Source organism: Paenibacillus sp. 2003 (assembly GCF_031455635.1).
GTDB classification, from domain to species: Bacteria; Bacillota; Bacilli; order Paenibacillales; family Paenibacillaceae; genus Paenibacillus; species Paenibacillus amylolyticus_B.
Map to the genome: position 1 here is coordinate 70,493 of NZ_JAVDTB010000011.1, position 25,356 is coordinate 95,848.

26 protein-coding genes and 1 riboswitch are annotated in these 25,356 nt (G+C 48.4%); of the genes, 21 read left to right on the plus strand and 5 right to left on the minus strand.

The annotated features are described in order from the left end of the window. Positions 1 to 2 precede the first annotated feature (2 nt). Positions 3 to 605 (plus strand): TetR/AcrR family transcriptional regulator, encoded by a 603-nt coding sequence (locus tag J2X75_RS27435; RefSeq protein ID WP_307538881.1) that lies wholly within the window; start codon positions 3 to 5, stop codon positions 603 to 605. A 189-nt stretch (positions 606 to 794) separates the two neighbouring features. On the opposite strand, the gene J2X75_RS27440 is transcribed toward J2X75_RS27435, so the two are convergent. Then, positions 795 to 1,196, minus strand: a complete 402-nt coding sequence (locus J2X75_RS27440; RefSeq protein WP_310342292.1) for a secondary thiamine-phosphate synthase enzyme YjbQ — start codon at positions 1,194 to 1,196, stop codon at positions 795 to 797. A 344-nt stretch (positions 1,197 to 1,540) separates the two neighbouring features. Between J2X75_RS27440 and cysT the strand changes: the two genes are divergently transcribed. The 11 genes from cysT (at position 1,541) to J2X75_RS27495 (ending at position 10,707) form a co-directional block, all read left to right on the plus strand. Then, positions 1,541 to 2,356, plus strand: coding sequence for a sulfate ABC transporter permease subunit CysT (cysT, locus tag J2X75_RS27445; RefSeq protein ID WP_307538877.1), 816 nt, complete (start codon positions 1,541 to 1,543; stop codon positions 2,354 to 2,356). After that, complete coding sequence (locus J2X75_RS27450; protein ID WP_310342297.1) at positions 2,353 to 3,150, plus strand: sulfate ABC transporter permease subunit; 798 nt, start codon at positions 2,353 to 2,355, stop codon at positions 3,148 to 3,150. Before cysT ends, J2X75_RS27450 begins: the two co-directional genes overlap by 4 nt. 1 nt (position 3,151) lies before the next feature. Next, entirely contained in the window at positions 3,152 to 4,222 is a 1,071-nt protein-coding gene (locus J2X75_RS27455) for a sulfate/molybdate ABC transporter ATP-binding protein (protein ID WP_310342300.1), read from the plus strand. A 25-nt stretch (positions 4,223 to 4,247) separates the two neighbouring features. Beyond that, positions 4,248 to 5,312: a sulfate ABC transporter substrate-binding protein gene (locus tag J2X75_RS27460; RefSeq protein ID WP_310342303.1), complete on the plus strand. Its 1,065-nt coding sequence runs from the start codon at positions 4,248 to 4,250 to the stop codon at positions 5,310 to 5,312. Positions 5,313 to 5,473: 161 nt separating this feature from the next. Then, positions 5,474 to 5,920 (plus strand): hypothetical protein, encoded by a 447-nt coding sequence (locus J2X75_RS27465; RefSeq protein ID WP_310342305.1) that lies wholly within the window; start codon positions 5,474 to 5,476, stop codon positions 5,918 to 5,920. Between the two features lie 281 nt (positions 5,921 to 6,201). Next, positions 6,202 to 7,008, plus strand: a complete 807-nt coding sequence (locus tag J2X75_RS27470) for an MBL fold metallo-hydrolase (RefSeq protein ID WP_310342307.1) — start codon at positions 6,202 to 6,204, stop codon at positions 7,006 to 7,008. 118 nt (positions 7,009 to 7,126) lie between these two features. Next, the gene (locus J2X75_RS27475) at positions 7,127 to 7,999 is read left to right on the plus strand and encodes an RNA polymerase sigma factor (protein ID WP_310342309.1); all 873 of its coding nucleotides are present in this window, start codon (positions 7,127 to 7,129) and stop codon (positions 7,997 to 7,999) included. An 18-nt stretch (positions 8,000 to 8,017) separates the two neighbouring features. Further along, complete coding sequence (gene clpP / locus J2X75_RS27480) at positions 8,018 to 8,599, plus strand: ATP-dependent Clp endopeptidase proteolytic subunit ClpP (RefSeq protein ID WP_310342314.1); 582 nt, start codon at positions 8,018 to 8,020, stop codon at positions 8,597 to 8,599. Between the two features lie 242 nt (positions 8,600 to 8,841). Next, positions 8,842 to 9,216 (plus strand): GntR family transcriptional regulator, encoded by a 375-nt coding sequence (locus J2X75_RS27485; protein WP_036610760.1) that lies wholly within the window; start codon positions 8,842 to 8,844, stop codon positions 9,214 to 9,216. Between the two features lie 5 nt (positions 9,217 to 9,221). Then, positions 9,222 to 10,088, plus strand: a complete 867-nt coding sequence (locus tag J2X75_RS27490; RefSeq protein WP_150366464.1) for an ABC transporter ATP-binding protein — start codon at positions 9,222 to 9,224, stop codon at positions 10,086 to 10,088. Then, the gene (locus tag J2X75_RS27495) at positions 10,081 to 10,707 is read left to right on the plus strand and encodes an ABC-2 transporter permease (RefSeq protein ID WP_310342317.1); all 627 of its coding nucleotides are present in this window, start codon (positions 10,081 to 10,083) and stop codon (positions 10,705 to 10,707) included. Before J2X75_RS27490 ends, J2X75_RS27495 begins: the two co-directional genes overlap by 8 nt. 140 nt (positions 10,708 to 10,847) lie before the next feature. Here J2X75_RS27495 and J2X75_RS27500 read toward each other — a convergent pair whose 3' ends face one another. Beyond that, entirely contained in the window at positions 10,848 to 12,269 is a 1,422-nt protein-coding gene (locus J2X75_RS27500; RefSeq protein WP_310342320.1) for an aminotransferase-like domain-containing protein, read from the minus strand. A 120-nt stretch (positions 12,270 to 12,389) separates the two neighbouring features. On the opposite strand from J2X75_RS27500, the gene J2X75_RS27505 reads away from it, so the two are divergent. Then, positions 12,390 to 13,328 (plus strand): DMT family transporter, encoded by a 939-nt coding sequence (locus tag J2X75_RS27505; protein WP_310342322.1) that lies wholly within the window; start codon positions 12,390 to 12,392, stop codon positions 13,326 to 13,328. A 64-nt stretch (positions 13,329 to 13,392) separates the two neighbouring features. On the opposite strand, the gene J2X75_RS27510 is transcribed toward J2X75_RS27505, so the two are convergent. Continuing rightward, complete coding sequence (locus J2X75_RS27510) at positions 13,393 to 13,962, minus strand: TetR/AcrR family transcriptional regulator (protein WP_310342327.1); 570 nt, start codon at positions 13,960 to 13,962, stop codon at positions 13,393 to 13,395. Between the two features lie 156 nt (positions 13,963 to 14,118). On the opposite strand from J2X75_RS27510, the gene J2X75_RS27515 reads away from it, so the two are divergent. Beyond that, complete coding sequence (locus tag J2X75_RS27515; RefSeq protein WP_310342330.1) at positions 14,119 to 15,645, plus strand: NAD(P)/FAD-dependent oxidoreductase; 1,527 nt, start codon at positions 14,119 to 14,121, stop codon at positions 15,643 to 15,645. A gap of 167 nt (positions 15,646 to 15,812) precedes the next feature. Here J2X75_RS27515 and J2X75_RS27520 read toward each other — a convergent pair whose 3' ends face one another. Both J2X75_RS27520 and lplA read right to left on the minus strand, forming a co-directional pair. Next, positions 15,813 to 16,616: a Cof-type HAD-IIB family hydrolase gene (locus J2X75_RS27520; protein ID WP_062833159.1), complete on the minus strand. Its 804-nt coding sequence runs from the start codon at positions 16,614 to 16,616 to the stop codon at positions 15,813 to 15,815. Between the two features lie 242 nt (positions 16,617 to 16,858). Then, positions 16,859 to 17,863, minus strand: a complete 1,005-nt coding sequence (gene lplA / locus J2X75_RS27525) for a lipoate--protein ligase (protein WP_310342334.1) — start codon at positions 17,861 to 17,863, stop codon at positions 16,859 to 16,861. A 189-nt stretch (positions 17,864 to 18,052) separates the two neighbouring features. On the opposite strand from lplA, the gene cobD reads away from it, so the two are divergent. The 7 genes from cobD (at position 18,053) to J2X75_RS27560 (ending at position 25,328) form a co-directional block, all read left to right on the plus strand. After that, complete coding sequence (gene cobD, locus J2X75_RS27530) at positions 18,053 to 19,243, plus strand: threonine-phosphate decarboxylase CobD (protein WP_310342336.1); 1,191 nt, start codon at positions 18,053 to 18,055, stop codon at positions 19,241 to 19,243. Next, positions 19,240 to 20,076: an adenosylcobinamide amidohydrolase gene (locus J2X75_RS27535; RefSeq protein ID WP_310342338.1), complete on the plus strand. Its 837-nt coding sequence runs from the start codon at positions 19,240 to 19,242 to the stop codon at positions 20,074 to 20,076. The genes cobD and J2X75_RS27535 overlap by 4 nt, the downstream gene beginning before the upstream one ends. A 37-nt stretch (positions 20,077 to 20,113) precedes the next feature. Then, positions 20,114 to 21,094, plus strand: a complete 981-nt coding sequence (gene cbiB, locus J2X75_RS27540) for an adenosylcobinamide-phosphate synthase CbiB (RefSeq protein ID WP_310342446.1) — start codon at positions 20,114 to 20,116, stop codon at positions 21,092 to 21,094. Further along, on the plus strand, positions 21,085 to 21,771 hold the full coding sequence (locus tag J2X75_RS27545; RefSeq protein ID WP_310342340.1) for a histidine phosphatase family protein: 687 nt from the start codon (positions 21,085 to 21,087) through the stop codon (positions 21,769 to 21,771). The genes cbiB and J2X75_RS27545 overlap by 10 nt, the downstream gene beginning before the upstream one ends. A 147-nt stretch (positions 21,772 to 21,918) precedes the next feature. Continuing rightward, a riboswitch (cobalamin riboswitch) is annotated at positions 21,919 to 22,068 on the plus strand. A gap of 409 nt (positions 22,069 to 22,477) precedes the next feature. After that, positions 22,478 to 23,476, plus strand: a complete 999-nt coding sequence (locus tag J2X75_RS27550) for an ABC transporter substrate-binding protein (protein ID WP_310342343.1) — start codon at positions 22,478 to 22,480, stop codon at positions 23,474 to 23,476. Then, a complete protein-coding gene (locus J2X75_RS27555; protein ID WP_091015237.1) occupies positions 23,473 to 24,519 on the plus strand; it encodes a FecCD family ABC transporter permease in 1,047 nt (348 codons plus the stop codon). The genes J2X75_RS27550 and J2X75_RS27555 overlap by 4 nt, the downstream gene beginning before the upstream one ends. Further along, complete coding sequence (locus J2X75_RS27560) at positions 24,516 to 25,328, plus strand: ABC transporter ATP-binding protein (RefSeq protein ID WP_310342349.1); 813 nt, start codon at positions 24,516 to 24,518, stop codon at positions 25,326 to 25,328. Before J2X75_RS27555 ends, J2X75_RS27560 begins: the two co-directional genes overlap by 4 nt. Positions 25,329 to 25,356 lie beyond the last annotated feature (28 nt).

Here is a 25,356-nt window from a genome sequence, read left to right on the forward strand (position 1 = left end):
ATATGGCTAGAAGAGCAGTCGAACAGGAGTTGTCGAGGGAGCGGATACTGGAGGCGGCGAGGCACCTTTTTATTACCAAAGGATACCGCGCCATTTCGATGCGAAGCATCGGCCAGCATCTAGGCTATAGTCATGGGTCGCTGTATTATCACTTTAAGGAAAAAGCAGAGTTGTTCTATGCTATCGTGGTTGAAGATTTTAATCATTTGGGGCATTTGCTGCTGCAAGCCATGGTCAGGCCGGTTCGTGATGGTGTGAGCAAGGTAGAGCATATCATGATGGAGTTTATTCGCTTTGGTCTGGAGAATCCATATCAATATGAAATTATGTTTATGATTCGGGACGAGGAACTATTGTCTTATTGTCGGACCGAACAGGGACGTTGCTTCGAGTTGTTTGCTTCAATTATTAGGCAGTACATGAACGAAGAAGGTTGTACGGAAGAGGATACTCAAAATGTACCGCGTACGCTATTTTTGGCTATGCACGGATTCATTTCTTATTACATTCAGGACCGTTTAACGTTTGTGGAGATTGAATCGTCTGCGCTGTCTCATGTCAAAGTGCTGTGCCGCAATCTGGGTCAGCAGCCTGGCGTCCAATAATGGCGCTATTGTTGCACCCCTACACTTCAGGGCGGTGATTTGTCATAACTTTAATTCTTTATAACGTTGTCTCGCGAAAGTTAGTATGCGCAGCAGACGAAGTCAGGCGGCTCCGACCCGGAATGAGGGTGGACCGCCTGTTTGTGTTTGCAAAAATGAACGAGTAGGTGGCAGACCTATTGGGCCTAACTAACCTTCCATGATTTTGAGAAAATACTCCCGCTCACGTGGTCCATCGAATTCACAAAAGTAAATGCCTTGCCAGCGGCCAAGCAGCAGCCTGCCTTCGTGAATAATCACCGTCTGTGATGGCCCTGTTGTGATCGATTTGAGGTGAGAGGCTGTATTACCTTCGGCATGTCGATACTCGGGATGCTCCCAAGGGTACACTTCGTCAAGACGTAACAATACATCATGTTTCACATCCGGGTCTGCATTTTCGTTGATGGCAATACCTGCCGTCGTATGTGGACAGTAGATGAGCACCGTCCCATTCTGTACCCCGCTACTCTGGACAACCTGCTTCACGTCCCGTGTGATATCCTTGATTTCATCTCGTGTGGAAGTGGATATATTCTTCGTATATAACATGTTAGATCACTCCTTATATTTCTTTACTTACCCTCGATTGTACCTTAACCACTACATACCAAACAAACCACATATGAAGACAGATATTTGAATCGCACAATAACGTAGAGGTCAGAAATAACCTGAAGTGATTTTATTAATTAATCTCAGATGTGGCCCAATTATATTCAATAAAAGCATTGACGATTAGCACTGCAAACTGGTAAAGTATCAGAAAAGCAAAACCAAGTAGACTAATGGGAATAATATTAAAGTAATATCATCCAACTTAGGAAAAATGTCGTATTGAAGCCAGGAAGACTGCCGACCGGAGCTAAAGCCGGAGGCTGGGAGGGAACGCAGCAATGAATACCGTTCTTCGTCATAAGGGATGGACTTGGGGATTCCGCAGTACCGTATTGTTATATTTTATCGTACTTATTGTACTTCCAATCATCGGTGTGTACGTCAATTCCTTCTCTGAAGGATGGAGCAACTTTGTTCAGAGCATTATGGACCCCATCGCGTGGAAAGCCGTACTGCTGACCATTCGGCTGGCCGTGATTGCTACGCTAATTAATGTGGTTCTGGGCACGATGATCGCCTGGGTGTTGACAAGGTATCGCTTTGTCGGCCGATCGTTTCTTAACAGTCTGGTTGATCTCCCGTTTGCACTGCCAACAGCGGTTGGCGGTTTGATGATTATGCTGCTTTTGGGTCCGGTCAGTGCCATCGGGAAACTGGCAGAATCCATGGGATTTGAGATTGTATTTCACCAGCCCGCCATTGTTATCGCGATGACTTTTGTCACATTTCCGTTTGTTATTCGTGCAGTGCAGCCTTTGCTGGAAGAAATCGATTCTTCCGAGGAAGAAGCCTCGTACACGATGGGAGCATCGAAGGCTCGCACGTTCATGCAGGTTATTCTGCCGTCCATGGCACCTGGCATGATCAGTGGGGGGATGTTGGCTTTCTCCAGAGGACTGGCTGAATTCGGAGCTGTCGTGCTGGTGGCTGGTAACATTCCGGGCAGAACACTGACCGCTTCCGTATTTATCTACGGGGAGATTGAAAGTGATAATCCAACGGGAGCCGCTGCGGTATCGGTGTTGCTCCTGACGCTCTCCTTCCTGATCCTCTGGCTGATCAATCTGGTGCAGATGCGGGGGAGAAGACGATGAGACGACTCTTAATTGGACTGACGTTTGCGGTATTTATTGTACTGCTGATCATCCCGCTTGGACGCATTTTTATTGGCGCATTTGAAGACGGGGCAGGTGGATTCCTGAAAGGACTGATGCGCCCTGAGGCGTTACACGCCTTGATGATGACCGGACTGGTGGTTCTGGTGGTCACCCTGTTAAATACATTGTTTGGCATCATGATGGCTCTGTATCTGGTTCGTGCCGGATGGCTGAGTGAACGGATAAAAGGGCTGCTAAACAGCATTGTAGACCTGCCTTATGCCGTATCTCCTGTTATTGGCGGCTTGATGATTGTGTTGATGTTGGGACCTAACAGCATTATGGGCGCTTTTTTTGAAGGGATTGGATTCAATGTGGTCTATGCCTTCCCAGGTATGGTGATCGCAACGTTATTTGTTACCTTTCCACTGATGGTCAGAGAGGTTATGCCTGTCCTCCAGGAACTCGGTTCTCAGCAAGAGGAGGCTGCATCTACACTTGGCGCCTACAGCTGGAGGACGTTCTGGAGTGTGACCTGGCCTTCCATCCGCTGGGCGGTAGTGTATGGTCTGGTCTTGACGGTTGCGCGCTCGCTTGGGGAGTTCGGTGCAGTGCTGGTTGTATCGGGGAATATTATGAACAAAACGCAGACCGCAACAACCTTGGTGTATCAGGATGTTGAGAATTTTAATGTGGCTGCCGCAAATGGTGTGGCATTGGTGCTGGTTACCTTCTCCGTCGGGCTGCTGCTCATGATGGAATGGGCCAAGAAGCGAAAGGAAGTGCATTGATATGCATGTAGAAGTCCGTGATTTGAACAAACATTTCGGTGATTTTCATGCGGTAAAAGATGTCTCATTCGATATTGCCAAAGGCCATCTGATCGGTCTGCTTGGACCCAGCGGAGGCGGGAAGACGTCCATTCTGCGGATGCTAGCGGGTCTGGAGAATCCGGGTTCCGGAGAGATTCGCTTTCATGGGAAAGTCGTGAACCATCTGCCTCCACAGGAGCGCGGCATCGGATTTGTATTCCAGAACTATGCCTTGTTCAAACATATGACGGTATTTGAGAATATTGCTTTTGGACTCAAGGTCAAGAAGACACCAAAAGCCCAGATCCGTGATCGGGTGATGGAACTTGTTGAACTGACCGGGTTAAAAGGTTTTGAACAGCGCTATCCACATCAGTTGTCTGGTGGGCAGCGTCAGCGTGTTGCTTTTGCCAGAGCACTCGCCCCGGAGCCACAGCTATTATTGCTGGACGAACCGTTCGCGGCCATTGATGCCAAGATCCGTCAGGAACTGCGTTCATGGTTACGGGAGCTAATCGAGCGGGTAGGAATCACTTCGATTTTTGTAACGCATGACCAGGATGAAGCGATTGAAGTGGCGGACGAGATTATGATTATCAGCCAAGGTCGTCTGGAACAGAAGGGTACACCTTGGGATATCTACAAAAACCCGCAGACACCGTTTGTCGCTACATTTATCGGGGAGTCTACGGTTGTGGAGGATGCCTCCCAGTTGAAAGGATTCGAACATGCCGTCGAGGGTGAACATGAACATACCAAAGCGCTGATTCGACCGGAGTATATTGAGATCGGCTTGAAAAACGAGTTCACCATGTTGTCTGCAACGGAAAAAGGTACAGTCAAACATCTTCATTTCCGCGGCAGTCAATGGATGGTAGAGGTGGACGTACAGGGTCATAAGTTAATCACATATCGTTCCCTGGAGAAAACGACATTGGAGATCGGTCAACAAATTCGAGTCCTTGTACACCGTGCCTACCTGTTCAATGACTCCAACAGTTGGGTGGTTGAAAACCGACTGAAGGAAGATCCGATGCCGGTGATGATTTAGATCAAGTGGAAGAAAGGGGCTGCCCATGCAGACGAGGAAGAAGAAAGCCATACTCTTAAATGTTGCCCTCATGTTTCTGCTCGTCTGCATGACCGCTGGGTGCAGCAAGCAGGAGGGGGCAAGCGAACAGAACGAGCCCTCTGGTAACGATTCATCCAATACGCTGGTGATTGGTGCTTATAGTGTAGCGAAAGACGCTGTAGGCGAGTTGCTACCCAAGTTCCAAGAGGAGTGGAAGGTAAAAACCGGAAAGACAATTAACTTCCAGGAGTCTTACGAAGCTTCGGGTACACAGGCAAGAGCCATCGTTGGTGGATTCGAGGCTGATGTGGCCTTGCTCGCGATGGAGAGTGATATCGAGAAGCTGGTCAAAGCCGATCTGGTTAGCTCCGATTGGAAACAGACCCCTAATGAAGGCATGATTACTCGTTCGATTGTTGTTCTGGGAACAAGAGCAGGCAACCCGCTGGGGATTCGTGATTTTCAGGATTTAACGAAGCCTGGTGTGAAGGTATTGTACCCCAATCCAAAGACATCCGGGGGTGCACAATGGGATATTAATGCCATCTACGGAGCCGGATTGAAACTGTCGGAGGAGCAAGAGGGGAAGAAAGATCCTGCCGCAGCCAAGGCTTTTCTCGAACAGGTACATCGTAACGTTGAGTCATTGGACAAGAGTGGGCGTTCTTCGATGGCGGCATTTGAATATGGTGTGGGTGATGTAATCGTCACGTATGAAAATGAACTGCTAGCCCGGATCGCCAAAGGTGTGGATTATGACATCGTTATTCCGAAAAATACGATCCTGATTGAGAATCCGGCAGTTGTGGTGAATAAATATGCCGATAAACATGGGAATCGTGAACTGGCTGAAGCTTTTGTCGCATATTTGCGTACACCAGAAGCCCAGCAGATTTTCGCGAAGCATGGCTTTCGTTCAGTAGATCCGGATGTATTTGCACAGACGGAGTCCACATTCCCAACGCCAGAAGGGCTATTTGATATTAACTATCTGGGTGGATGGGACGAGGTACGCAGTACGTTGTACTCCAAACGCGGCGTGTGGTATCAGGTGCTCGCGGGAATATGATATGAGTATTGCTGATGTAATCGAATAGGTAACCGAGCATGTGGAACTAAACCTTCATTTCAATGGAAGTAGAGATGGAGGTTTTTTACTGCCAAAAGGCTATAATAGAGGTATACTGAATCATGATTGTTACATAGTACTAGCAGGAAGGTGTGAGTTGGATGAGTGCAGAGATCAAATTATCCCAAAGTACAGCAATTCGACTGGAGCAGGCCCGCGGTAAGGGGATGCCTGAGGAAGAAATATTAAAAGCCATTCAAGCCAAAGACGTTTCCGCTTTTGACGCCGTGTCTGAAGAGGAATACCGATATAACGAATTTTTCTCGTATGCGGATGAGCATGGTGAAAATCTGGAGGCAGCAGTGAAAGACGGCTACCGGATTACCTTTAACACACGTGGTGGACTCGGAATCTGGTTGGAAAAGGCCTTTAAGGTACAGCCAGAGAGAGACTTCACAGTGGGTGAAGGAATCGTCACCGGATTACAGTTGAAACCGGAGCAGGCAGAGGTACTGGCGAAACGGCTTGCGTCGAACTGGGTGATTACGGATTCGAAGGATGTACCTGTGGGTCAGGAACTGACGTTGAAGCTGCGGGCACTGGTGTAGTTCCAGCGCAAGTGGATGTGACTCGAATTAATCGGTCGTGGCCTGTTTAAAAGGTAAGGCCTGATCTTCATGCGGATGACCCGCTTATAAGGTTGCACCACATGCTGACGAAGCGTACGCTCCCGAGTGGAGCGAAGCATGGAATTAAAGTCTGACGGTGAACGGTCAGACCACAGACTGTCCCGAATTGCAGTGGAGAACTGCAGCGGGATGGTCTTTTTTTGCAAAAACAGGGGTGGACGATTACAATCTACATATCATTAATTCAGGGGGAATGCGGATTGAATCAGCTAACATTTCTGGGCACTGGCGATGCGATGGGCGTTCCACGTGTGTATTGTGATTGCGAAATATGTACAGAGGCAAGGCTTACGGGAGAGAATAAACGGAAACGTTCTTCTGTTCTGATTGACGGTGGTGGGGATGGTGCGAATGAACAGTTCATGATTGACTGCGGACCAGACTGGAGATCACAGATGGAGGATCAGGGATTACGTATGGTGCATACGCTGCTCATCACTCATGCCCATTTTGACCATATTGGAGGATTGCCGGAATGGGCGGATGCGTGCCGCTGGCTGGGTGTAAAGGGACGTTTGTATGCACCACGTGAAGTGATTGCGACCATTCAGGGACAGTTTCCCTGGTTGGGGCGTCATATGGACTTTCGGGAAACGGATGATGATATTGAACTCGGGGGATGGAAGGTACATTCCTGGAAAGTGTGCCATGGGCATAACGGATATTCGTACGCATATCGGCTAGATCGAGACGGGTATAGCTGGGCGTACTGTTCAGATGCTATTGACCTGAAGCCATCCGAAAAAGAGCCGTTGCACGGACTGGATCTGCTGGTGCTTGGAACGAGCTTTGTGCATGAACTTGCTGAATTCTCAACACGTTCCGTGTACGATATGCGTGAGGCGCAGGAGCTGCTGTGGGAACTGAAACCGGGTCATACTTATTTTACACATATGTCTCATGACGTCGATGTACGGCAGAATTATAATCTGGATCAAGGTATTACGATTGCCCTTACCGGGATGAAGGTGCAGCTTGGAACATTAAAGCTGGAAACGAATGCGTAACCCAATTTAACTAGCGTAATAAAAATAAATTCAGAAGAGCGTATCCTTTACAAGGGGTTCTTCGTTTACATAGTGTAAGTCAAAATCAATCAGGAACCAGCAAAGGGGGGCCCCCAAGATGGCCTTTGTGAAGTCCGTGGATTGCAGAATCAACAGACCACATGATGATGGTAAACCAGATAAATCCGATATTGAATCCAGTGGTAACGCTGGAACAAACCAATTGAACCAAAGCATTCATGCGCGATTACCCGATCTGATGGGTTCGTTGTATGCGTATTGTTTATCGCTGACGAAATCAGTTCCAGAGACGGAGGATCTGGTACAGGAGACCTGTCTCAAAGTATTGTCGTCGAGAGTGGTTGGAACTTCCGGGATGAATAAAGATATAAACTGGGAAGCTTATCTGATTCGTATTGCACGCAACAGCTGGATTGATATCTTACGTCAGCGGGAGAGATTGGCATATAAACTGGATAGCTTGAAGCCGCTCTTGCACGAGATGGAGGAGGAAAGGCGATTCGAGGAGATGGAGTCTGCCGTACAACTTCTTGTAAATACGCTACCACCGTGGCAGCGAGTGATATATGTATTACGTGAATTAATGGGTTATAAGGCGGCAGAGACTGCGGAAATGCTGGATACGACAGAAGGTGCTGTGAAAGCAGCCTTAAGTCGAGCCCGCTCTGCTATAGCAGAAGTGAGGCACAGGTTGGAACAATCGGACACAGAATTGCAGTATGAGGAGGGCGCAGTGGAGGACAATCGGGAGGAACTGCGCAGCTATCTGCTGGCATTTCGTAATGGGGATACAGCCCGAATCATTGATCTGTGCCTGAATCGGACCGATGATCCGATGGCTGTGGCGGGGACGATTTTGCAGCAGACTTTGCCGTCTCCATCCATGCAGCCAATGATGTACGGGTACTCTACTTCTGGCATGGACTCGATGTCATATGGAGGCGGGTACACGATCAACATGGTTGCCTAAATCGAGGAGGCGACACATATGAATGTAGTGCCCTATGTAGTGGAACAAACTGCTCGCGGAGAGCGGAGTTATGATATTTATTCCCGTTTGCTCAAAGACAGGATCATTATGGTGTCCGGAGAGATTGAGGATCAGTTGGCAAATGCCATCGTGGCTCAGTTGTTGTTTTTGACTGCAGAGGACCCGGAAAAGGACATCCAGATGTACATCAACAGCCCTGGTGGGTCGGTGACCGCAGGATTTTCGATCTATGACACGATGCAATTCGTGAAGCCGGATATCTCCACGATCTGTACAGGGATGGCGGCAAGTTTTGGCACAATATTGCTGGTAGGTGGAACAAAAGGCAAACGTATGGCATTGCCAAACAGTGAGATCATGATCCATCAGCCACATGGCGGTACGCGAGGGCAGGCGTCGGATATGCTGATTCATGCTAACCGCATCATTCAGCATCGTCAGCGCCTTAACAAGCTGTTAGCCGATCATACAGGACAGTCGATTGAGCGGATTGAGAAGGACTCAGATCGAGATTATTTCCTGACCGCTGCTGAAGCAGTCGAATATGGATTGGTGGATAAGGTCATATCCAGTTCATAACAGTAGCCCGGAAGGTCATGTGACCTTTCGGGCTTGATTAATCAAGAGGACGAACAGGAAACTGACGTCCTCTTTTTGTCGTCCAGATTAGCCAGTCCGTGTCTATGGATTGGATCAGAATAAGAACAATGAGAATGAGAACAATCTGAAATAAAGATTGACCATCGGTAGGCATAGTGTATATATTATGTATATACACTATGCCTACCGAAAACTATTTAACATCAATGAGGTGAGGAAAGATTAACATTTTAATATCGAACGCATCGAGTGATCCGATCTATATGCAGATTTTAACTCAGATCAGACAGAGCATCTTGAGCGGAGAATTGGTTGCTGGAGATAGTCTCCCCTCCATTCGGCAGCTTGCCAAGGATCTGCAAGTCAGTGTTATTACAACTAAACGTGTCTATGAAGAGCTGGAGAAGGAGAAACTGATCGATTCAGTTGTAGGCAAAGGGAGCTTTGTATCTGGAGCCAATCAGGACTTTATTCGAGAGCGGCGGATGAAACAATTGGAAGAGAAGATGCTCGAAGTGATTCGTGAGAGCAGAGAACTGGGCATGAGTTCACAGGATGTAATCCATCATCTTACATTGTTGGTTGAGGAGGAATAAGCATAATGAACGCTATCGAATTACGTAATGTAACCAAAACGTATCCCTTATTTAAAGTAGATAATGTATCTCTTGATGTGAAAAAAGGATATATCACGGGACTTATTGGTCCGAATGGGGCGGGAAAGAGTACTTTGATCAAAATGATCACGGGTCTGATTCATCCCGATAAGGGGAGCCTCAAGACATTGGGCAGTGAAATGCCCAATCAGGAAGTTGACATCAAGCAGCGCCTTGGCATTGTGTCCGATGAATGTTTTTACTATGAGCATCTAACGATCCGGGAAATGACACAAATGATCGCTCCTTTTTACACCAAATGGGATAATAAAGCGTTCAATGACTACTTGGATCAGTTCGAACTGTCTCCCAAAAAGAAAATTCAGGATCTGTCCAAAGGCATGAAGATCAAGTATTCTCTCGCCGTAGCTTTGTCGCATGAAGCAGATTTGCTGATTATGGATGAACCAACATCCGGGCTTGATCCTGTATTTAGGCGGGAACTGCTCGATCTGCTTGCAGATATGATACAGGACGAAACAAGGTCCATTATTTTCTCGACGCATATTACGACCGATCTGGAACGTATTGCAGACTACATTACGTTTATTCATCAAGGAAAACTGGTGTTCAATGAAGCCAAAGATGATGTGCTGGAAAGGTATACGATTGTAAAAGGGGATATGGATCTGCTTGATTCCGACATTCGGAAACATTTCATCGGAATACGCGAGACAGCCGTTGGTTTTGAAGCATTGTCGGATCATAAGGCAGAGGCCGAACAGTTATTTGGCAGGCTTGCTCTTTTACAAAGACCTACGTTGGAAGACCTCATTTATTTTACGGCGAAGGGAGGACGCAAATATGCTTAACTTGCTTCGTAAAGATTTCATTGTACTGAAAAGTTCACTGTGGACGATTGGGTTATACCTGGTGGTTTTTAGTCTCGCCTTTATACCCCAGAGTGAAATGTCAATGTATTTTGTAGGCATCTACACAGCCTTTGGTTCGGTCATGCTGGCAACCATGATTGATATCAAGAACCATAATCATAATTTTCTGGTCACGCTCCCCGTTAGCCGCAAACAGATTGTAAAAGCCAAGTACCTTTCTGCCATAATCTATACGTTATTCGGGGTACTCGCGTCGTTTGGAATTCACCAGCTTGTGAACCTGAATTATCCTGAACTGAACAAGCCGAATTATTCACTTAGGGATATTGTCATTGCCGTAGGCATGGTGCTTGTATTAGTTTCCATATACATGCCTCTTTTCTACGGACTTAGCAAAAAAGGTGCTGGCATCATCAATGCGATATTCATGGTCTGCATGATTATACTGGCGCAACCCGTTGCGTACCTCATGAGTATGGCCAACGAGAACGGTATGATTACCACAACGACAATGGCATTGGTTTCTGTAGGCATTATAGGTTTGTTTGTAGTATCTTATCTTATTACGATCCGCCTGTTTGCAAGAAAAGACCTTTAAGCACAAAGCGGGTGCAGGTAGAGAATATAGAACACCAAAAGTAAAGTCGCCACAAGGCGACTTTTTTTGATGTAGCAGAGTGAGAGGGCAATAGCATTTGAAAATTATCGGAGTGGCTTTTTTCGATTTATAACCAAACCTTACATTTCTTTTGCAAGCGTAATAAGCCTGCTCAAGCCTACCCGAATCTGCTGCTCATGTGCATAAGAGAAGGACAGGCGCAGCTTGCGACTGGCTGAACGATCCGAAGAATCAAATACGGTTCCGGGTACAAAGGCAACGGATTGTTCCATGCATCGGTGAAGCAGTCTCCCTGTATCCACACCCTCAGGAAGCTCTACCCAAAAGTTGAGTCCGCCCTCCGGCCGGGTCCACGTCCAGTCCGTTTCCAGCAGAGATTGTTCCATCACTTCCATCCGTAGCTGGATGGCGGTCCGCAGCTTGGACAGATGCTGATGCATACGTTCTGACTGAAAATAACGGAGAAAAAGCTTCTGGTTCAGAAGGGGAGTTCCGTTATCTGTCAGTGATTTTACAGCCTGTAGTCCTGGCATGAAACGCTGACGGCATATGATGGCTGCAATCCGTAGCCCGGGTGCAACATACTTGCTGTAACTGCGAATGTACAGCGTGTGTCCGGTGGTGTCATAGGTGAAAATCGGTGCAGGAGGTTTATCCTTAAAATAGATATCATAGGTGCTGTCGTCTTCGAGCAGAAAACAACCATACTGTTCTGCAAGTTCGGGTAACTGCTTGCGCTGTTCTACTGGAACATTCATGCCGGTTGGATTCTGAAAGGTCGGTGTCATATAAAAGAGGCGCGGCTTCTCACTCTTCATCAGATGTTCGATCTGCTCCAGATCATACCCGTCCGAGTGAATATCCGTAAAGATCAGACGAGCACCTTGTTTACGGAAAATCTCCATTGCTGGTCCATACGTAGGCCGTTCCATCAACACCCGATCCCCGGGTTTGACCAGCGTCCGCGAGATGACGTCAATCGCTTGCTGGGCCCCCGAAGTAATGAGCACTTCGTCTGCAGAGAGATAGAAACGTTCTTTTTTCGTCAGATGGCTTGCCAGCGCACTTCGCAATTCCAGATCACCCTGAATTGTGGAATACGTTCCGAGCAAACGGGGATATTGATCTAGCAGATCACGCATTAGTTCACCCCAATACCGGTTGGGCAGCAAAGAGGGATCGATTAACGATTTGGAAAATTGGTATTCTGCTTCAAGAGACTGTACCCGTGCAAGTGAATCCCAATGCAGCCAGGCAGACACGGCGGGATCATCCGCCTGATCCGTTACTGAGAATGGAGTCGCTGGGCTGACATAATAGCCAGACTTATCCTTCACATAAACATTCCCACGTTCTTTTAACTCCTGATAGGCTTTGAAAACGGTCAGACGATGGACGCCGAGTAGCTCGGACAGGCTTCGTACAGATGGCAGTTTTTCATGTTCGGCCCACTCTCCCGCTTCTATACGCACAACGAGATAATGGATGACTTGCTCATATAATTTCAGGCTGTTATCTGTCATCATCAAGGTTTTGCCCACCCGGCTCACACTCCTTTTGAACTCTATTGTAACAGCTAATGGGAGAAAACTGTTCTGTTTTGTTCATTCTGTTCTGTAGACCATGAGATATGATGGAGAACAGACAAAGGAGTGGTTATCATGGTGGGGATTGCATTTACGGTTATGTGTCTTATTTTCGGTACAACATTTCTGGCTATTAAAATTGGAGTAGAGGCAGGCATGCCGCCTTTTCTGTCAGCCGGACTGCGTTTTGTAATCGCGGGAGCGCTGATGTTTGCATGGATGTGGATGAAGGGCAAAGTGAGCTGGTCCCTGCTGTTCCGCAAGGAGATGCTGCTGACGGGAGCGGGTCTGACCTTCGGCACCTTTGCCACATTATATTGGGCTGAACAGCATGTGAGCTCGGGTGTGGGTGCCATTTTGTCAGCGACAGGGCCGCTGATGATTATGTTGATGCAGACGGCACTGTTACGGCAAAAAACATCTGCCCGTATGATGGTAGGCTGCCTAATCGGGTTCACCGGTGTGGTTCTGGTTGTACTGCCAGGTGTATCGCTTGGTGCAGGTTCCCTGTTCATATGGGGCTGTATTGCGGTATTGGTGGGGGAAGTCTGTTATTCGGCAGGTGCATTGTACTCCAAAAAGGTCATTCATCAGTTCAAGGAGGCTAGTCCTGTAGCAATCAATGCGGTGCAGATGATGTATGGGGGACTGCTGTTATCCCTGCTCTCGGCCGGAACGGAATCGTGGAATATGTCTGCTCTGGACTGGGTGCCTGCCGTCTCGTCGGTGATCTATTTGACTGTCATTGGCTCCATGGTGGGGCATAGTCTGTTCTATTGGATTATGTCGCGCACTAATCCGTTATTCCCGGCAACCTGGTTATACATTTCACCACCCATTGCCGTGGGGCTTGGCGCTGTTGTCTATGGTGAGCATTTCAGCTGGGTTACGTGGATCGGTGTGGTGCTGGTCGTTTCAGGTCTGCTGGCGATGAATGAGAAGGTGAGCGGCTGGTTGAAGAAAAGAAGTCGTGCGAGGATGACAGTGCAGGCTTCCGAATCTGTTTTAAAATAGGTGAAGTTTGAAAGTATGCAGCTCAATCTCAAAATCAGCCATTGATTCTAGGTTGAGCTGTTTGTTATTCCAACATGATGTTCTCGTTAACCAGTAGGTAGTAATATTCATCCATCTGTTCTGCCGTAACTTTTTCTTCGAAATGTTGTATCCACCACATCACAAGTAAACGAATCACCCCCGAGTGAAAATCCGCTACAAGTTCTATGGGAAGTGAAAATTGTTTACCTCTTCTCTTCAATTCCAGAAAATCTCGTCTGAATATCTCTCCGATATAATGTATGAAAAAGTTGTTAAACCCCTCATCCTTCTGTTGGTTCTGCACGATGGTCTCCAGTACATTTCCAAACAAAATTTTAGATACGCTTTGCAAAGGCTGCTGTAATCGATCTTCTACATTCATGTGTAAATAATCCCGAAGGACCCATGTTAGGGTGGAGGACAGTAAAGCAAATTTATCTTTGAAATGTTTGTAAAACGTTGTTCGGTGAACCATAGCTTTGTCACATATCTCATTAATTGTGATGTTGCTGAATAGCTGGCCTTTCTCACATAACAGATCGAGTAGCGCCATCTTTAACAATTTATGAGTTCGGGTAACTCTCAAATCCACCTTTTTATCAATCATTTTCATCTACATCATTTCCTTATTGTAGTTTAGCTATATATTATCAACACAATGATTCTTACATGATACGAGATTCCGAGTGTATATTGGTATTATAAGTAATTTTTTGATAGGGCTACAAGTGTAGATAAAATATGATGGATTAGAGAGGATGATGTGGCGATGTCCGACATGAAAAAAGCTGTGGTGATCGGGGCAGGTATTGCAGGGTTAATCACTGCAAGGATGTTATCTGATTATTATGATGAGGTATGTATCATTGAGCGAGATGAATTGCCTTCTGAGCCGGCGAATCGGCAGGGTGTGCCTCAATCCTTTCATCCACATCGTGTATTACCGCGCGGCGGACTCATTCTGGAACATTACTTTCCCGGATACAATGATGAATTGGTTGCGCTTGGTGCCATTCCTTCACATGAAGAGAAAATTGTGATTGCCAATCGCTACGGTACTTTAGTCAATAAAGCGAATGCTGCTTCCTCATTCAAAATTGCATCGAGCAGCAGAGCCCTGCTGGAATGGGTATTGCGTCAGCGAGTCCAGAGCATAGATCATATAAGCTTCTTAACGAGTACGGAAGTTACCGGGTTAATGGCATCAGAAGATCAGCGTTTGATTACAGGCGTGTATACCAAAGAAAGAGGCCGGGATAATCGGGAAGAAATGCTTGCAGCAGATATGGTTATTGATGCCGCGGGGCGTTCTTCCAAATTGATAAGATGGCTTGAACAGATAGGGTTGTCCGTGCCTGAGCCGGAAGTGCTGAAGGTGTCTCTTGGTTACAGCACCCGCTATTATAAGATACCATCCTCTATTCAAAATGACTGGGGAACGGTGATAACAGAGTCCGATCCTGTGCAAGGAACTCGTGCAGGCATGTTGTGGCGCATTGAGAATGATATCGCTGGACTGTTACTGTTCAACGCAGGAGGAGATGAATATCCTCCAACCCATCCGGATCAGTTTCAAGAGCAAATCAAACTTCTGTTTGCTTCGGATGAAATCGTAGCGTTGGCAGAACAGCTGGAGCCTTTTCAAGGGCCGCGTGGATACCGTATTTCCGAGTCTGTCCGTCAACATTTTGAACTGATGGAGAATTGGCCCTCCGGATTACTCGTCCTTGGCGATGCATTTTGCAGCTTCGATCCGATCCATGGCCAAGGCATGACGGTTGCTGCAATTGAAGTCGAGACCATAGGGAAATGTTTGGATGAGCAGCGAATGCATCCTGAGCCGCAGTTTGAGCGCGAAGTGTTGCTTCGTATGCAGCAGGCTATTGAACCGGCCTGGTGGCTTAGTTCGGTGGCTGATCTGCGTTGGAAAGGGGTCGAACATGTTGGGCCTTCCCGAATGAAAGGGGTTGCTTTTGCTCAGAAGTATATAAACTTGTTTACTAAGCAGGCGATGAAAAAGGCGAGTCAGGAAAATAATAAACAACTCTTTTTTACCCAGTTCCTGATGAATGCTCTAATCCTTCCTCCAAGTGAATACTTTAAAGGTGAAATCCTGAACATGATCCTGAACGACAATGGTTCCGAAGAAGAAATGGAGTTAAGAGCGGAGCTTGGTGTCCAAGATCCGGAGCTATTCCAGCAAAGAATAGATGAGATCATTCCGTCATTTCAACTGGAATTTGATGGGCAAATCAAGAAACTGCTGGAGTCTTTCCAGCATGCCATGAGCAAGTAAGAGACAATGAATCGTGGTGCGTGAAAGTCAGCGCATTGTTGCTCTCAAAACATAAAAAATAACAGAGAAATATAATCGTTTTAATAGGATAATGAACATATTTTTAAAATCAAAAAAACAGCCCTGCACGGCGAAATTCGCCGGACTGGGCTGTTCGTTGATCTTATTTACTCTGCGTTCAGCACAAACTTCTCAATAACCTCTTTTACACCGTCTTCGTTATTACTTGCCGTAATGTAGTCCGCCAGTTCTTTCAGCGCAGGGATGGCATTTCCCATCGCTACACCAAGACCAGCAACTTCGAGCATCTCATGGTCGTTCCATGAGTCGCCGATGGCAATACACTCGCTGAGCTGGTGACCAAAATGGTCGGCCAGGAAGGTCAGGGCGTGGCCTTTCGTTCCTTCATTGTGCATGATCTCCAGGAAGTAAGGTTTGGACTTTGTGATATGCACTTGAGGTCCGAGCAATTCACGCAGGTCAACGGCAACCTTATCCAAGTAGTCTGGCTCATCAATAATAAGCAGCTTTGGTGTTTTTTGTTCGATGACTTTGATGAAATCAGATTCGATGTAATATTGGGTGCCGTTTAATTTGGCATAATCACGTAGCTTGTCGTTTTCCTCACGGGCATACAGCTTGTCGTCAATGTATGTTTGAAGGTGGAGATTGTTCTCCAGGCAGTAATCATACAATTTGCGGGAAGCTTCCTGTGGAACGTAACGCTCATAGAGGACTTTTTCGTCCAGCAGGTTTTTCACCAATGCGCCTTGATACGTAATGATCGGCACGTTAAGTCCGGTTTGACGAGCAAGCGCTTGTGCGGAAGCATAAGCACGTCCAGTCGCGAGTGTCACAGTTACACCATGGGCAACCGCTTGTTCCAGTGCTGTCTGTGTAGCAGGGGTAACTTCCTTGTTGTCGTTGATCAGGGTGTCATCAATGTCGATTGCAATCAATTTGTAGGTCATCTGTGTTTCTCTCCTTTTTTATCTGTATCTATACCCGACTTTATTTATATCAGTTCAATATGAACGTTTTACACGAGAACGGAGAGGACAGAAAAAACCTGAAGAAGCAGAGCGTTCGCCTTTATCACCGGATTTTCCCTTTCGAATAAGGGAATCAAAAAAATCTGGGGATAACAGCGATCGGAAGGTTATTCTGTCATCGGAGTGGCAGGTGTAAACATCCTTGGGTTGAACTTATATACCTACTCTTCCAGGAAAACAAGGCCAATAAAGTCTTCCAGCTCAAGGTTGCCGAAGTAATGTTTTACATCCAGGCCCTCAAGTGCAGTACGCACATCGGATTCCTCATAACGCTTGCCGCGCAGCATATTTTCGATATCCGCCACATCGCCTACACCGAAGAAGTCACCAAAGATTTTGATATCTTCGATGCGTCCATCCTTAATGTTCATGCGCAGATCGATGATACCGACAGGGAATTTGCGAGTGTGCTTCACATTGCTTTCCGGAGACAAGCCATAGTTCCAGTCCCAGTTGTTATAACGCTCAGCAGAGATTTCCTTGATTTTGTCCCAGTCCTTGTCAGTGAGCGTGTACTGTGGAACGTCCTTCGGCTCCATCCGGAAAATGTGACGTAACAGCTCGTCGCGGAACTGCTCAATCGTCAGGTTGGTGTCAATCAGATCCCGTATGTTGGCGACCCGGCTGCGCACGGACTTGGTGCTCTTGGATTTGAACTTCTCGGGATTGACGTTCAGGGAAGCCTGAACATGCTCCAGATTCAGATCAAACATCAATGTGCCATGACTGAACATGCGCCCACGTGTGGAAAACTGGGCGTTGCCCGAAATTTTCTTTTCGCCGACTTGCAGATCATTACGCCCGGTCAACTCGGCATTTACACCAAGCTCGTGCAAAGCTTCAACCACAGGCTGGGTGAACTTGCGGAAATTGTGGAAGGATTGACCGTCATCCGCTGTAATAAAACTGAAATTCAGGTTGCCCAGATCGTGATATACCGCTCCGCCTCCCGAAAGACGACGAACCACCTGCACACCGTTATCCTGAACGTACTCGATATTAATTTCTTCAATCGTATTTTGATGTTTTCCGATGATGATCGACGGACGGTTGATGTAGAACAGCAGATAGCTGTCATCCTCCATCGGCAGATGCTTCAGAATGTACTCCTCAATGGCAAGGTTTACAGAAGGATCTGTAATGCCCTGGTTGTCTACAAACAGCATGGTCATTCCTCCATTAATGTATGTGAGGGATTGCTAGTCCCTTATGTAGTGAACCTTGTATATCAAAAGGAACCGAAATTCCTCTTCTATTGTAAACGAATTATGGTTAGGACACAAAGAAAACAGGATTGACCCACACCTCCCGTGCCATCCATAATAAAAAGGACATACAGAAAGGGTGACGGAAGAATGACCGGTTATATCGAAGTGTTCGGACATGGCGGGGACGTGGAGACAGCTGCGTCACGATACGGGAGGGACGCTACTGATTTTCTGGATTTCAGTGCCAACATTAATCCGCTCGGTCCGCCCAGAGAGGTGCTGGAGGCTATACAGCAAGGATTGCAGTCGGTAATTCGGTATCCCGATCCGGGGCACCGGGGATTCAAAGCACTGCTGAGCGAGCGTCTTGGTGTGATGCAGGAGCAGATTTCCGTGGGCAACGGTGCAGCCGAAAGTATGGCGCTTATTCTACTGGGGCTTGCCCCGCGCAAGGTGGGTACGGTGGAACCGGGATTCTCGGAGTACCGCGCATTGGCCCGACAATTCGGTGCCGAGGTTGTGCATACAGAGGGCAAAGAAGAGCTGGCGTGGCGAGCAGAACCCAAGGACATCGAGCAACTCATGGAAAAGGTAGACTTGCTCTTCCTCGGCCAGCCGAACAATCCAAACGGTGTACAATATCCGCTTGAGGTATTACAAAGGCTTGCCCGCAAAGCGGAAAAAACGGGAACCGTACTTGTCATTGACGAGGCCTTTATGGATTTTATTCCGGTAAACCGGCGTCAGTCCCTGGCAGCACATCTGAGCGACTATCCCAATGTAATCATCATTCGTTCGATGACGAAGTTTTATGCCATTCCGGGCTTGCGTCTCGGCTATGCTTTGGGTCGTGCGGAATACATCCAGGCGATGACGAAGAAACAGGTGACGTGGAGTGTTAACGGTCTGGCGCTCATGGCAGGTGAAGCCTGTCTGCGCAGTGGAGAACGGTACGAACAGGAGACCCTATCACAGATCACGCGGGAACGGGAACATCTCATCGCTGGACTGCAGGCGTATGGATGTGCGGTGTTACCGGGAGAAGCGAACTTTATTTTGGCACGTGTTCCAGCGCCTTGGACAGCAGCATCCATGCAGGAGGCGCTGGGCCAAAGGGGTATCCTGATTCGCAGCTGTGCCATGTATCCGGGGCTTGACGAAGGGCATGTACGTTTCGCGGTCAAGGATGCAGACGCCAATTCCACATTACTCGAAGTGCTGGGCAGCGTGCTGGAAAGCAAGGGATATTCGAATGCCGATCAGACCTCCATTCATGGATCAAGTCAGCAGGAGCAGACAAAAGTTTCGGAACAGGAACAGGGAGGGAAGCGGCAATGACACTCCCGTTTTATAACTACTTTGCGAATGGAGAAACAGACGAGAATGAATATGCTTCCTCTTCCTGGCCGGGACTGAACATATCTGCACATGAACGACATATCAAAGCACAGAGTCCAAGGGCAGCCCAAGCGCTGTCGAGTGCAGTATATGGCGGCGGGATGCTTGAACTGGATCGCATATTTAACATCTATGTGGACAGGCATTACCGCTGTGATGATCCGCCTCGTGATATCGAACAAGGACTGAACGAATGGCATGAGCCGCGGGATCAATGTGCCGGATTACTGACAGCCGTAAGGCTGGAGCATACCTCCATTCAGGAATATACAAGTGATGAATTTGGTCTTCTGTGCTGTACCACTGCGGGTGTATCGAATGCCGCACGCGCGGGGTCGGAGAGAACGGTATTTGATGCGGCGGGAAATAAGACGATGTCTTCCGGCAGGGAGCGCTCTGCTCCTTCAGCACGGAATCTAACGATGGCCCCCTATGTCCCGGGTACAATTAACATCATGCTCTGGTTGAATGGACGCATGACCACCGGGGCGATGGTGAATGCAGTACAGACGGCAGTGGAAGCCAAAGCGGCCGCGTTGGCGGACGCGGGTGTTCTGGATTCGGAGAACGGTTTGCCCGCCACCGGCACCACAACCGATGCCATTGTGTTTGCGGTACGTCAGGCAGTGGAGGAACCTCATCCGATGATCACATATGCCGGGACAGCCACTACGGCAGGGGCGGCGATTGGCAGATTGGTGTACGACACGGTGACAGAGAGCCTTCGGGCCGGATTGTATGGAAAGAGAGGGTCGGGCACAAATGACTTTTGAGCTGGAGCATCTATGGACCTGGCCGTTCTGGACAGGCATGGCGGGAGCCTGGATTATTATACTGTCTTACCTGTTGGACCGATGTATCGGAGATCCGCGCTGGATTCCCCACCCTGTAATTGGCATGGGAAAAGGCATCTCGGCGTTGGAGCGTGTCACTCGCTCGCGCGTGAACACAGATTCGGGGCTGAAGAGAGCAGGGGTGTTGTTCCCAATTGTGATTGCGGGGGGTTCTTTTGCCATTACGTGGGCATTCGTATTTGTGCTTGGGCTGATTCATCCTGTCATTGCAGCGGTAGCTGAAGTGGTGCTCATTGCAACGACCATTGCTTCAAAAGGGCTGAAGGATGCAGGTATGGAAGTGTATCGTCATTTGAAGCAGCAGGATTGGTCGGCGGCCAGACGTTCACTGGGCATGATTGTAGGACGTGATACGGCGCATCTGGATGAACCGGAGGTTGTGCGGGGAACGGTAGAGACGGTTGCTGAAAATATCGTGGATGCCATTGTATCCCCGTTATTCTATGCACTCATTGGAGGCGCTCCGTTAGCCATGGCTTATCGTGCCGTCAACACACTGGATTCCATGGTCGGATATAAAAATGACAAGTATCTGCATCTTGGTTGGGCCTCGGCCCGTCTGGATGATGTGGCGAACTGGATACCCGCCCGGCTGACCGCAATTCTGTTAATCGTGGGTGCCTGGGTCATGAAGCTGGACGCCAAAGGAGCAGCACACATGGTTGCACGGGATGCAAGACTGCATCCAAGTCCAAATAGCGGTTTTCCCGAATCAGCGGTGGCTGGAGCACTGGGCATCCGGCTTGGCGGACATAACGTGTATCATGGAGTTGCTTCATTTCGTGCCTATATGGGCGAGGCCACACGTCCGATGGAAGCCGAGGATATTGTGCGAACATCACGCCTGATGTTCTGGTCGGCAGGGGCTTTTGTTGTACTTTGCGTGTTTATATCGCTGGGTGTGTGGCTGGCAGGAGGGACGCTGTTATGGCCGTAAATGAAAGGGATGCAGGCAATGAAGTACATACGGACCAACCCGGGCCGCTGAAACGAAACATTCTGTGGGTCCGTCATGGGACAACGCTGTGGAATGTGGAAAAAAGATACCTGGGGCATACCGACATCGGTCTGCTGCCAAATGCCAAAGAAGAACTGGCTCCGCTTCATGAACAATTGAGCGGTGTTTCGTGGCACGAGGTATATTGCAGTGATCTGCTTCGCTGTCGGCAGACGCTGGAACAGATTCTTCCTGATGCCATCGGACAGGTGAAGTTCGACTCGCGTCTGCGCGAGAATGATTTTGGAGAGTGGGAAGGGCTGACGTATGATCAGCTCAAGGATAACCCTGTGTACCGAAGCTGGATTGATGCGCCACAGGAGGTCACTCCGCCCGGAGGGGAATCGTGGCAGGAGTTTACCGGACGGTTGGATTCCTTTCTCCAAGAGATGTTGTTGGAGGGTCGTCCTTCGATGCACGTTGATGAGGGGCGCGAGTCAACCATAGTTGTGGTTACGCATGGTGGTGTCATCCGCTATGCCTTGTCCCGTCTGATTGCAGGGCTTGGATTCTGGGATACACATGTTGTCCCGGGACAGGCGATTCAGGTTCAGCTTGATCAACAGGGGAATCAGTGGTTTGGCAGCAGAGTTACTTTTCCGCCGATCGGGTTGTAAGGATGTACAATATACCCTATAATCACAACAGAAGTGTGACTTCAGCATGGATACAGATACGCTGCAGGGTGTGAAGCCTGAACGAGTATGCAGCATGCAGAAATTACACGGCAATGGTTTACCATATCAGCGACCAAGGGTCCCGCGTGTGAAGGCTGTTTTCATGGCAAATTAGTACGAATCATGAAACACACAAGGGTGAAATGGGGAAGCCGGTGCAAATCCGGCACGGTCCCGCCACTGTAAAACAGGATGATTCCTGTAAGTCAGGTTACCTGCCCTGGACGTACAAACCGGTGTTCCTTCGAGGAAAGGACAGCGTTTCGGGCAATTCTATGCGCATGGACAACCTTTGGTTGAACATGTACAGATCGCCATATGCGAGACGTCATCCCTGATCCTAGACGTAAGGATTAGGGATTTTTTATTGTTCATGTAACATGAACGAGACCAATTTTACACGAGGTCACTACGATTGCAGTACCATCTTCCGATCGCTGTTATCCCCAGATTTTTTTGATTCCCTTTTCGAAAGGGAAAATCCGGTGATAAAGGCGAACACTTCGTTTCTTCAGATCGGTTCTGCACTCTCCGTTAACGTGTAAATGTTGAGTTCAAATCTTGTACAGGAACACCAAGGCATGGGAGTAGGAGTTTGAGCACGATGCAAGAAAATAGTACAAATAGAGAAGGGGAGAATGACAGAATGAATTTCAAGAATTGGAAAAACGTAGCGTCCCTGCTAAGTGCAGCGGCACTTGCACTGGCATTGGCCGGATGTGGCAATGCAACAACAAACGAGGGCACAGGTACTTCACAGCAACCGGCACAGGAGCAGTCCCAAGGCCAGGCGCAGACGGACCTCAAAACACAATATCCACTGACCGTTACGGATGCAACGGGTGAATCGTTTACTTTTGAAAAGGCGCCAGCCAAAATTGTATCCGTGTCTCCTGCCGAGACAGAGTCACTGTTTGCCCTTGGATTGGATGAACAGATCGTTGGTGTATCCGACTATGATGATTATCCTGAAGCAGCAACAACCAAAGCGAAAATGGGCGGTATCACCAAGCCCAATGAAGAGTCCATCATTGCAGCTGAAGCCGACATCGTCTTCACAGGTATCTCGATGAGCGAGGATGCGGTGAAAAAGCTGCGCGAACTGGGCATTACCATTTTCAAAACGGATCCTAAATCCATTGACGATGTGATGAACAATATCGAAACCTTCGGTAAAATCACCGATCATCAGGAAAAAGCACAAGAAATCATCACCCAGATGAAACAGGACGTTACGGATGTAACGGAAGCAGTGAAGGCAGTTAAACCGGAAGAGAAGAAAAAAGTATACGTTGAATTCTCCCCAGGCTGGACTGTGGGTAAAGGCGAATTTATGGATGAACTCATCACTGTAGCCGGTGGTAGCAATATTGCTTCGGACAAAGAGGGTTGGTATGAAATTAATGAAGAGAACGTGATTGCCTCCAACCCGGATGTGATCCTGTATGCCAACGATGTAATTGACGAAAACTCCAAAACACTGGATCAGATCATCAAGGCGCGCAGCGGCTGGGATCAAATTACGGCTGTGAAAAATGACGCGGTTGTTGGCCTGGATGCCAACCTGCTGAGCCGTCCGGGTCCACGTGTAACTCAAGGGTTGAAAGAAGTAGCCAAAGCGATCTACCCTGACTTGTTCCAATGAGTAAAAAGCTGATCCTGTTCGGAACGACGGGCATGGTGCTGCTGGTGCTCACTGTGCTCATCTGCACGGGCATTGGTTCAGTAGCGTTGCCGATCCGGGATATTGCAGGCATCCTGATTCACAAAATTCCTTGGGTGGGCGATTGGATTACACCGGATTGGAATAGGGCAGCCGAACAGATTATCTGGAAAGTCAGATTCCCACGTGTACTGCTTGCCGTGCTCGTGGGCGCATCGTTGGCGATTGCCGGTACGGGATTCCAGGGGGTTCTTCGGAACCCATTGGCAGACCCGTTCACCCTGGGCGTGTCATCCGGTGCTTCGGTGGGTGCAGCCTTTCTGATTTTCTTCGGATTGCAGTATGCACTGATCGGAATCTGGACGTTGCCACTGGTGGCGTTTTTGACGGGTGTAATCACGTTATGGTTTGTTATGGCACTGGCTCGTGAAGGGCGTAAAATACCTACACATAGCCTCATTCTGGCTGGTGTGGTCATGCAAAGTTTCCTGGGCGCAGTTGTTTCCTTCCTGTCGACCATGTCGAAACAAACCATTAATGAAATTATATACTGGACGATGGGAAGTCTGGCTCTGCGTGGGTGGTCGTATACGGCCATCCTTTTCCCGTATTTTCTGTTAGGACTGGTCTTTCTCTGGAGCCGCGCACGCTCGTTGAATGTGCTTGCACTGGGAGAACGTCAAGCGGCACATATCGGGATCGGGGTGGACAGACTCAAGCTGTCGGTACTGGCAGTTGGCACACTGCTGACCGCAGGTGCTGTCTCCGTATCGGGTGTCATTGGATTTGTTGGATTGGTGATCCCCCATATGTTGCGGCTGCTGGTTGGACCGGATTACCGACTGCTGGTACCTTTGTCTGCCATTGGTGGAGCGATCTTCATGGTGTGGGCCGATACCATCGCAAGGTCGTTGCTTGCGCCAACTGAAATTCCGCTCGGTGTTGTCACCGCCTTTGTTGGTGCGCCGTTCTTTGCTTACTTGCTGCACCGGAACAAAAAGTTGCAGAAGGGGATGATGCCATGAATTCCAGTACCAGTTCCAACTCGACTTCACTTATTTCCATTAAGGGAGCAGGGAAGTCATATGGCAATCATCAGGCATTGCGTAGTGTAGACTGGCATGTTGGTGAAGGTGACTGGTGGGGAGTTGTCGGTCCAAACGGCAGCGGCAAGTCCACCCTGATCCAGCTTATTGCCGGAACGGAACAGTTAAGCGAAGGTCAGATCCGTATCGATGGTCGAGATATCGGCTCTTACAGCCGTAAGGACCTGTCGCGCATGATCGCTGTATTGCAGCAGGACGGCTTGCCACCCATCTCTTATCCCGTACGGGACGTGGTGGAGATGGGGCGATATCCATACCAGAACTGGCTGGGGCGGGAAGTGGGCGATGGGGCACTTGTGGTGGACAGAGTGCTTGAAGACCTGGGATTGACTGAGCTGGCGGACAGACCGCTGGATGCACTCAGCGGCGGGCAACGTCAGCGGGTCGCATTAGCCAAAGTTATGGCTCAGGAGCCGAGGTTACTACTGCTGGACGAGCCGACCACGTTTCTGGATATTAAATATCAATTGCAATTCATGGAATTGTTATCGGCATGGCGACAGAGAAATAACATTACGATTGTGGCTGTGCTGCATGATCTGAATCTGGCCGCGTTATTTTGCGATCACATTCTGGCGCTGCGTGAGGGCATTGCGGTTGGAAAGGGCACGCCTCATACGTTAATCAACGATGAGAATATCCAGGATATATTTCGCGTCAAACCCGCGATTGTCTCTCACCCCGACCATGCCATACCTCAACTGCTGCTGCGGCGGGACATCGATTAAATGAAGCAGGGCAACCCATATTTTGATG

Excerpts from the sequence above, each read along its gene's own strand:
- lplA (WP_310342334.1), bottom strand. The coding sequence starts at position 17,863 with ATGCTGTTTGTAGACAACCAGGGCATTACAGATCCTTCTGTAAACCTT.
- J2X75_RS27515 (WP_310342330.1), top strand. The coding sequence starts at position 14,119 with ATGTCCGACATGAAAAAAGCTGTGGTGATCGGGGCAGGTATTGCAGGG.
- cobD (WP_310342336.1), top strand. The coding sequence starts at position 18,053 with ATGACCGGTTATATCGAAGTGTTCGGACATGGCGGGGACGTGGAGACA.
- J2X75_RS27520 (WP_062833159.1), bottom strand. The coding sequence starts at position 16,616 with ATGACCTACAAATTGATTGCAATCGACATTGATGACACCCTGATCAAC.
- J2X75_RS27465 (WP_310342305.1), top strand. The coding sequence starts at position 5,474 with ATGAGTGCAGAGATCAAATTATCCCAAAGTACAGCAATTCGACTGGAG.
- cbiB (WP_310342446.1), top strand. The coding sequence starts at position 20,114 with ATGGCGGGAGCCTGGATTATTATACTGTCTTACCTGTTGGACCGATGT.
- J2X75_RS27555 (WP_091015237.1), top strand. The coding sequence starts at position 23,473 with ATGAGTAAAAAGCTGATCCTGTTCGGAACGACGGGCATGGTGCTGCTG.
- J2X75_RS27535 (WP_310342338.1), top strand. The coding sequence starts at position 19,240 with ATGACACTCCCGTTTTATAACTACTTTGCGAATGGAGAAACAGACGAG.
- J2X75_RS27440 (WP_310342292.1), bottom strand. The coding sequence starts at position 1,196 with ATGTTATATACGAAGAATATATCCACTTCCACACGAGATGAAATCAAG.
- J2X75_RS27495 (WP_310342317.1), top strand. The coding sequence starts at position 10,081 with ATGCTTAACTTGCTTCGTAAAGATTTCATTGTACTGAAAAGTTCACTG.
- J2X75_RS27490 (WP_150366464.1), top strand. The coding sequence starts at position 9,222 with ATGAACGCTATCGAATTACGTAATGTAACCAAAACGTATCCCTTATTT.
- J2X75_RS27450 (WP_310342297.1), top strand. The coding sequence starts at position 2,353 with ATGAGACGACTCTTAATTGGACTGACGTTTGCGGTATTTATTGTACTG.
- cysT (WP_307538877.1), top strand. The coding sequence starts at position 1,541 with ATGAATACCGTTCTTCGTCATAAGGGATGGACTTGGGGATTCCGCAGT.
- J2X75_RS27510 (WP_310342327.1), bottom strand. The coding sequence starts at position 13,962 with ATGAAAATGATTGATAAAAAGGTGGATTTGAGAGTTACCCGAACTCAT.
- J2X75_RS27505 (WP_310342322.1), top strand. The coding sequence starts at position 12,390 with ATGGTGGGGATTGCATTTACGGTTATGTGTCTTATTTTCGGTACAACA.
- J2X75_RS27435 (WP_307538881.1), top strand. The coding sequence starts at position 3 with ATGGCTAGAAGAGCAGTCGAACAGGAGTTGTCGAGGGAGCGGATACTG.
- J2X75_RS27460 (WP_310342303.1), top strand. The coding sequence starts at position 4,248 with ATGCAGACGAGGAAGAAGAAAGCCATACTCTTAAATGTTGCCCTCATG.
- J2X75_RS27475 (WP_310342309.1), top strand. The coding sequence starts at position 7,127 with ATGGCCTTTGTGAAGTCCGTGGATTGCAGAATCAACAGACCACATGAT.
- J2X75_RS27550 (WP_310342343.1), top strand. The coding sequence starts at position 22,478 with ATGAATTTCAAGAATTGGAAAAACGTAGCGTCCCTGCTAAGTGCAGCG.
- J2X75_RS27545 (WP_310342340.1), top strand. The coding sequence starts at position 21,085 with ATGGCCGTAAATGAAAGGGATGCAGGCAATGAAGTACATACGGACCAA.
- J2X75_RS27560 (WP_310342349.1), top strand. The coding sequence starts at position 24,516 with ATGAATTCCAGTACCAGTTCCAACTCGACTTCACTTATTTCCATTAAG.
- clpP (WP_310342314.1), top strand. The coding sequence starts at position 8,018 with ATGAATGTAGTGCCCTATGTAGTGGAACAAACTGCTCGCGGAGAGCGG.
- J2X75_RS27455 (WP_310342300.1), top strand. The coding sequence starts at position 3,152 with ATGCATGTAGAAGTCCGTGATTTGAACAAACATTTCGGTGATTTTCAT.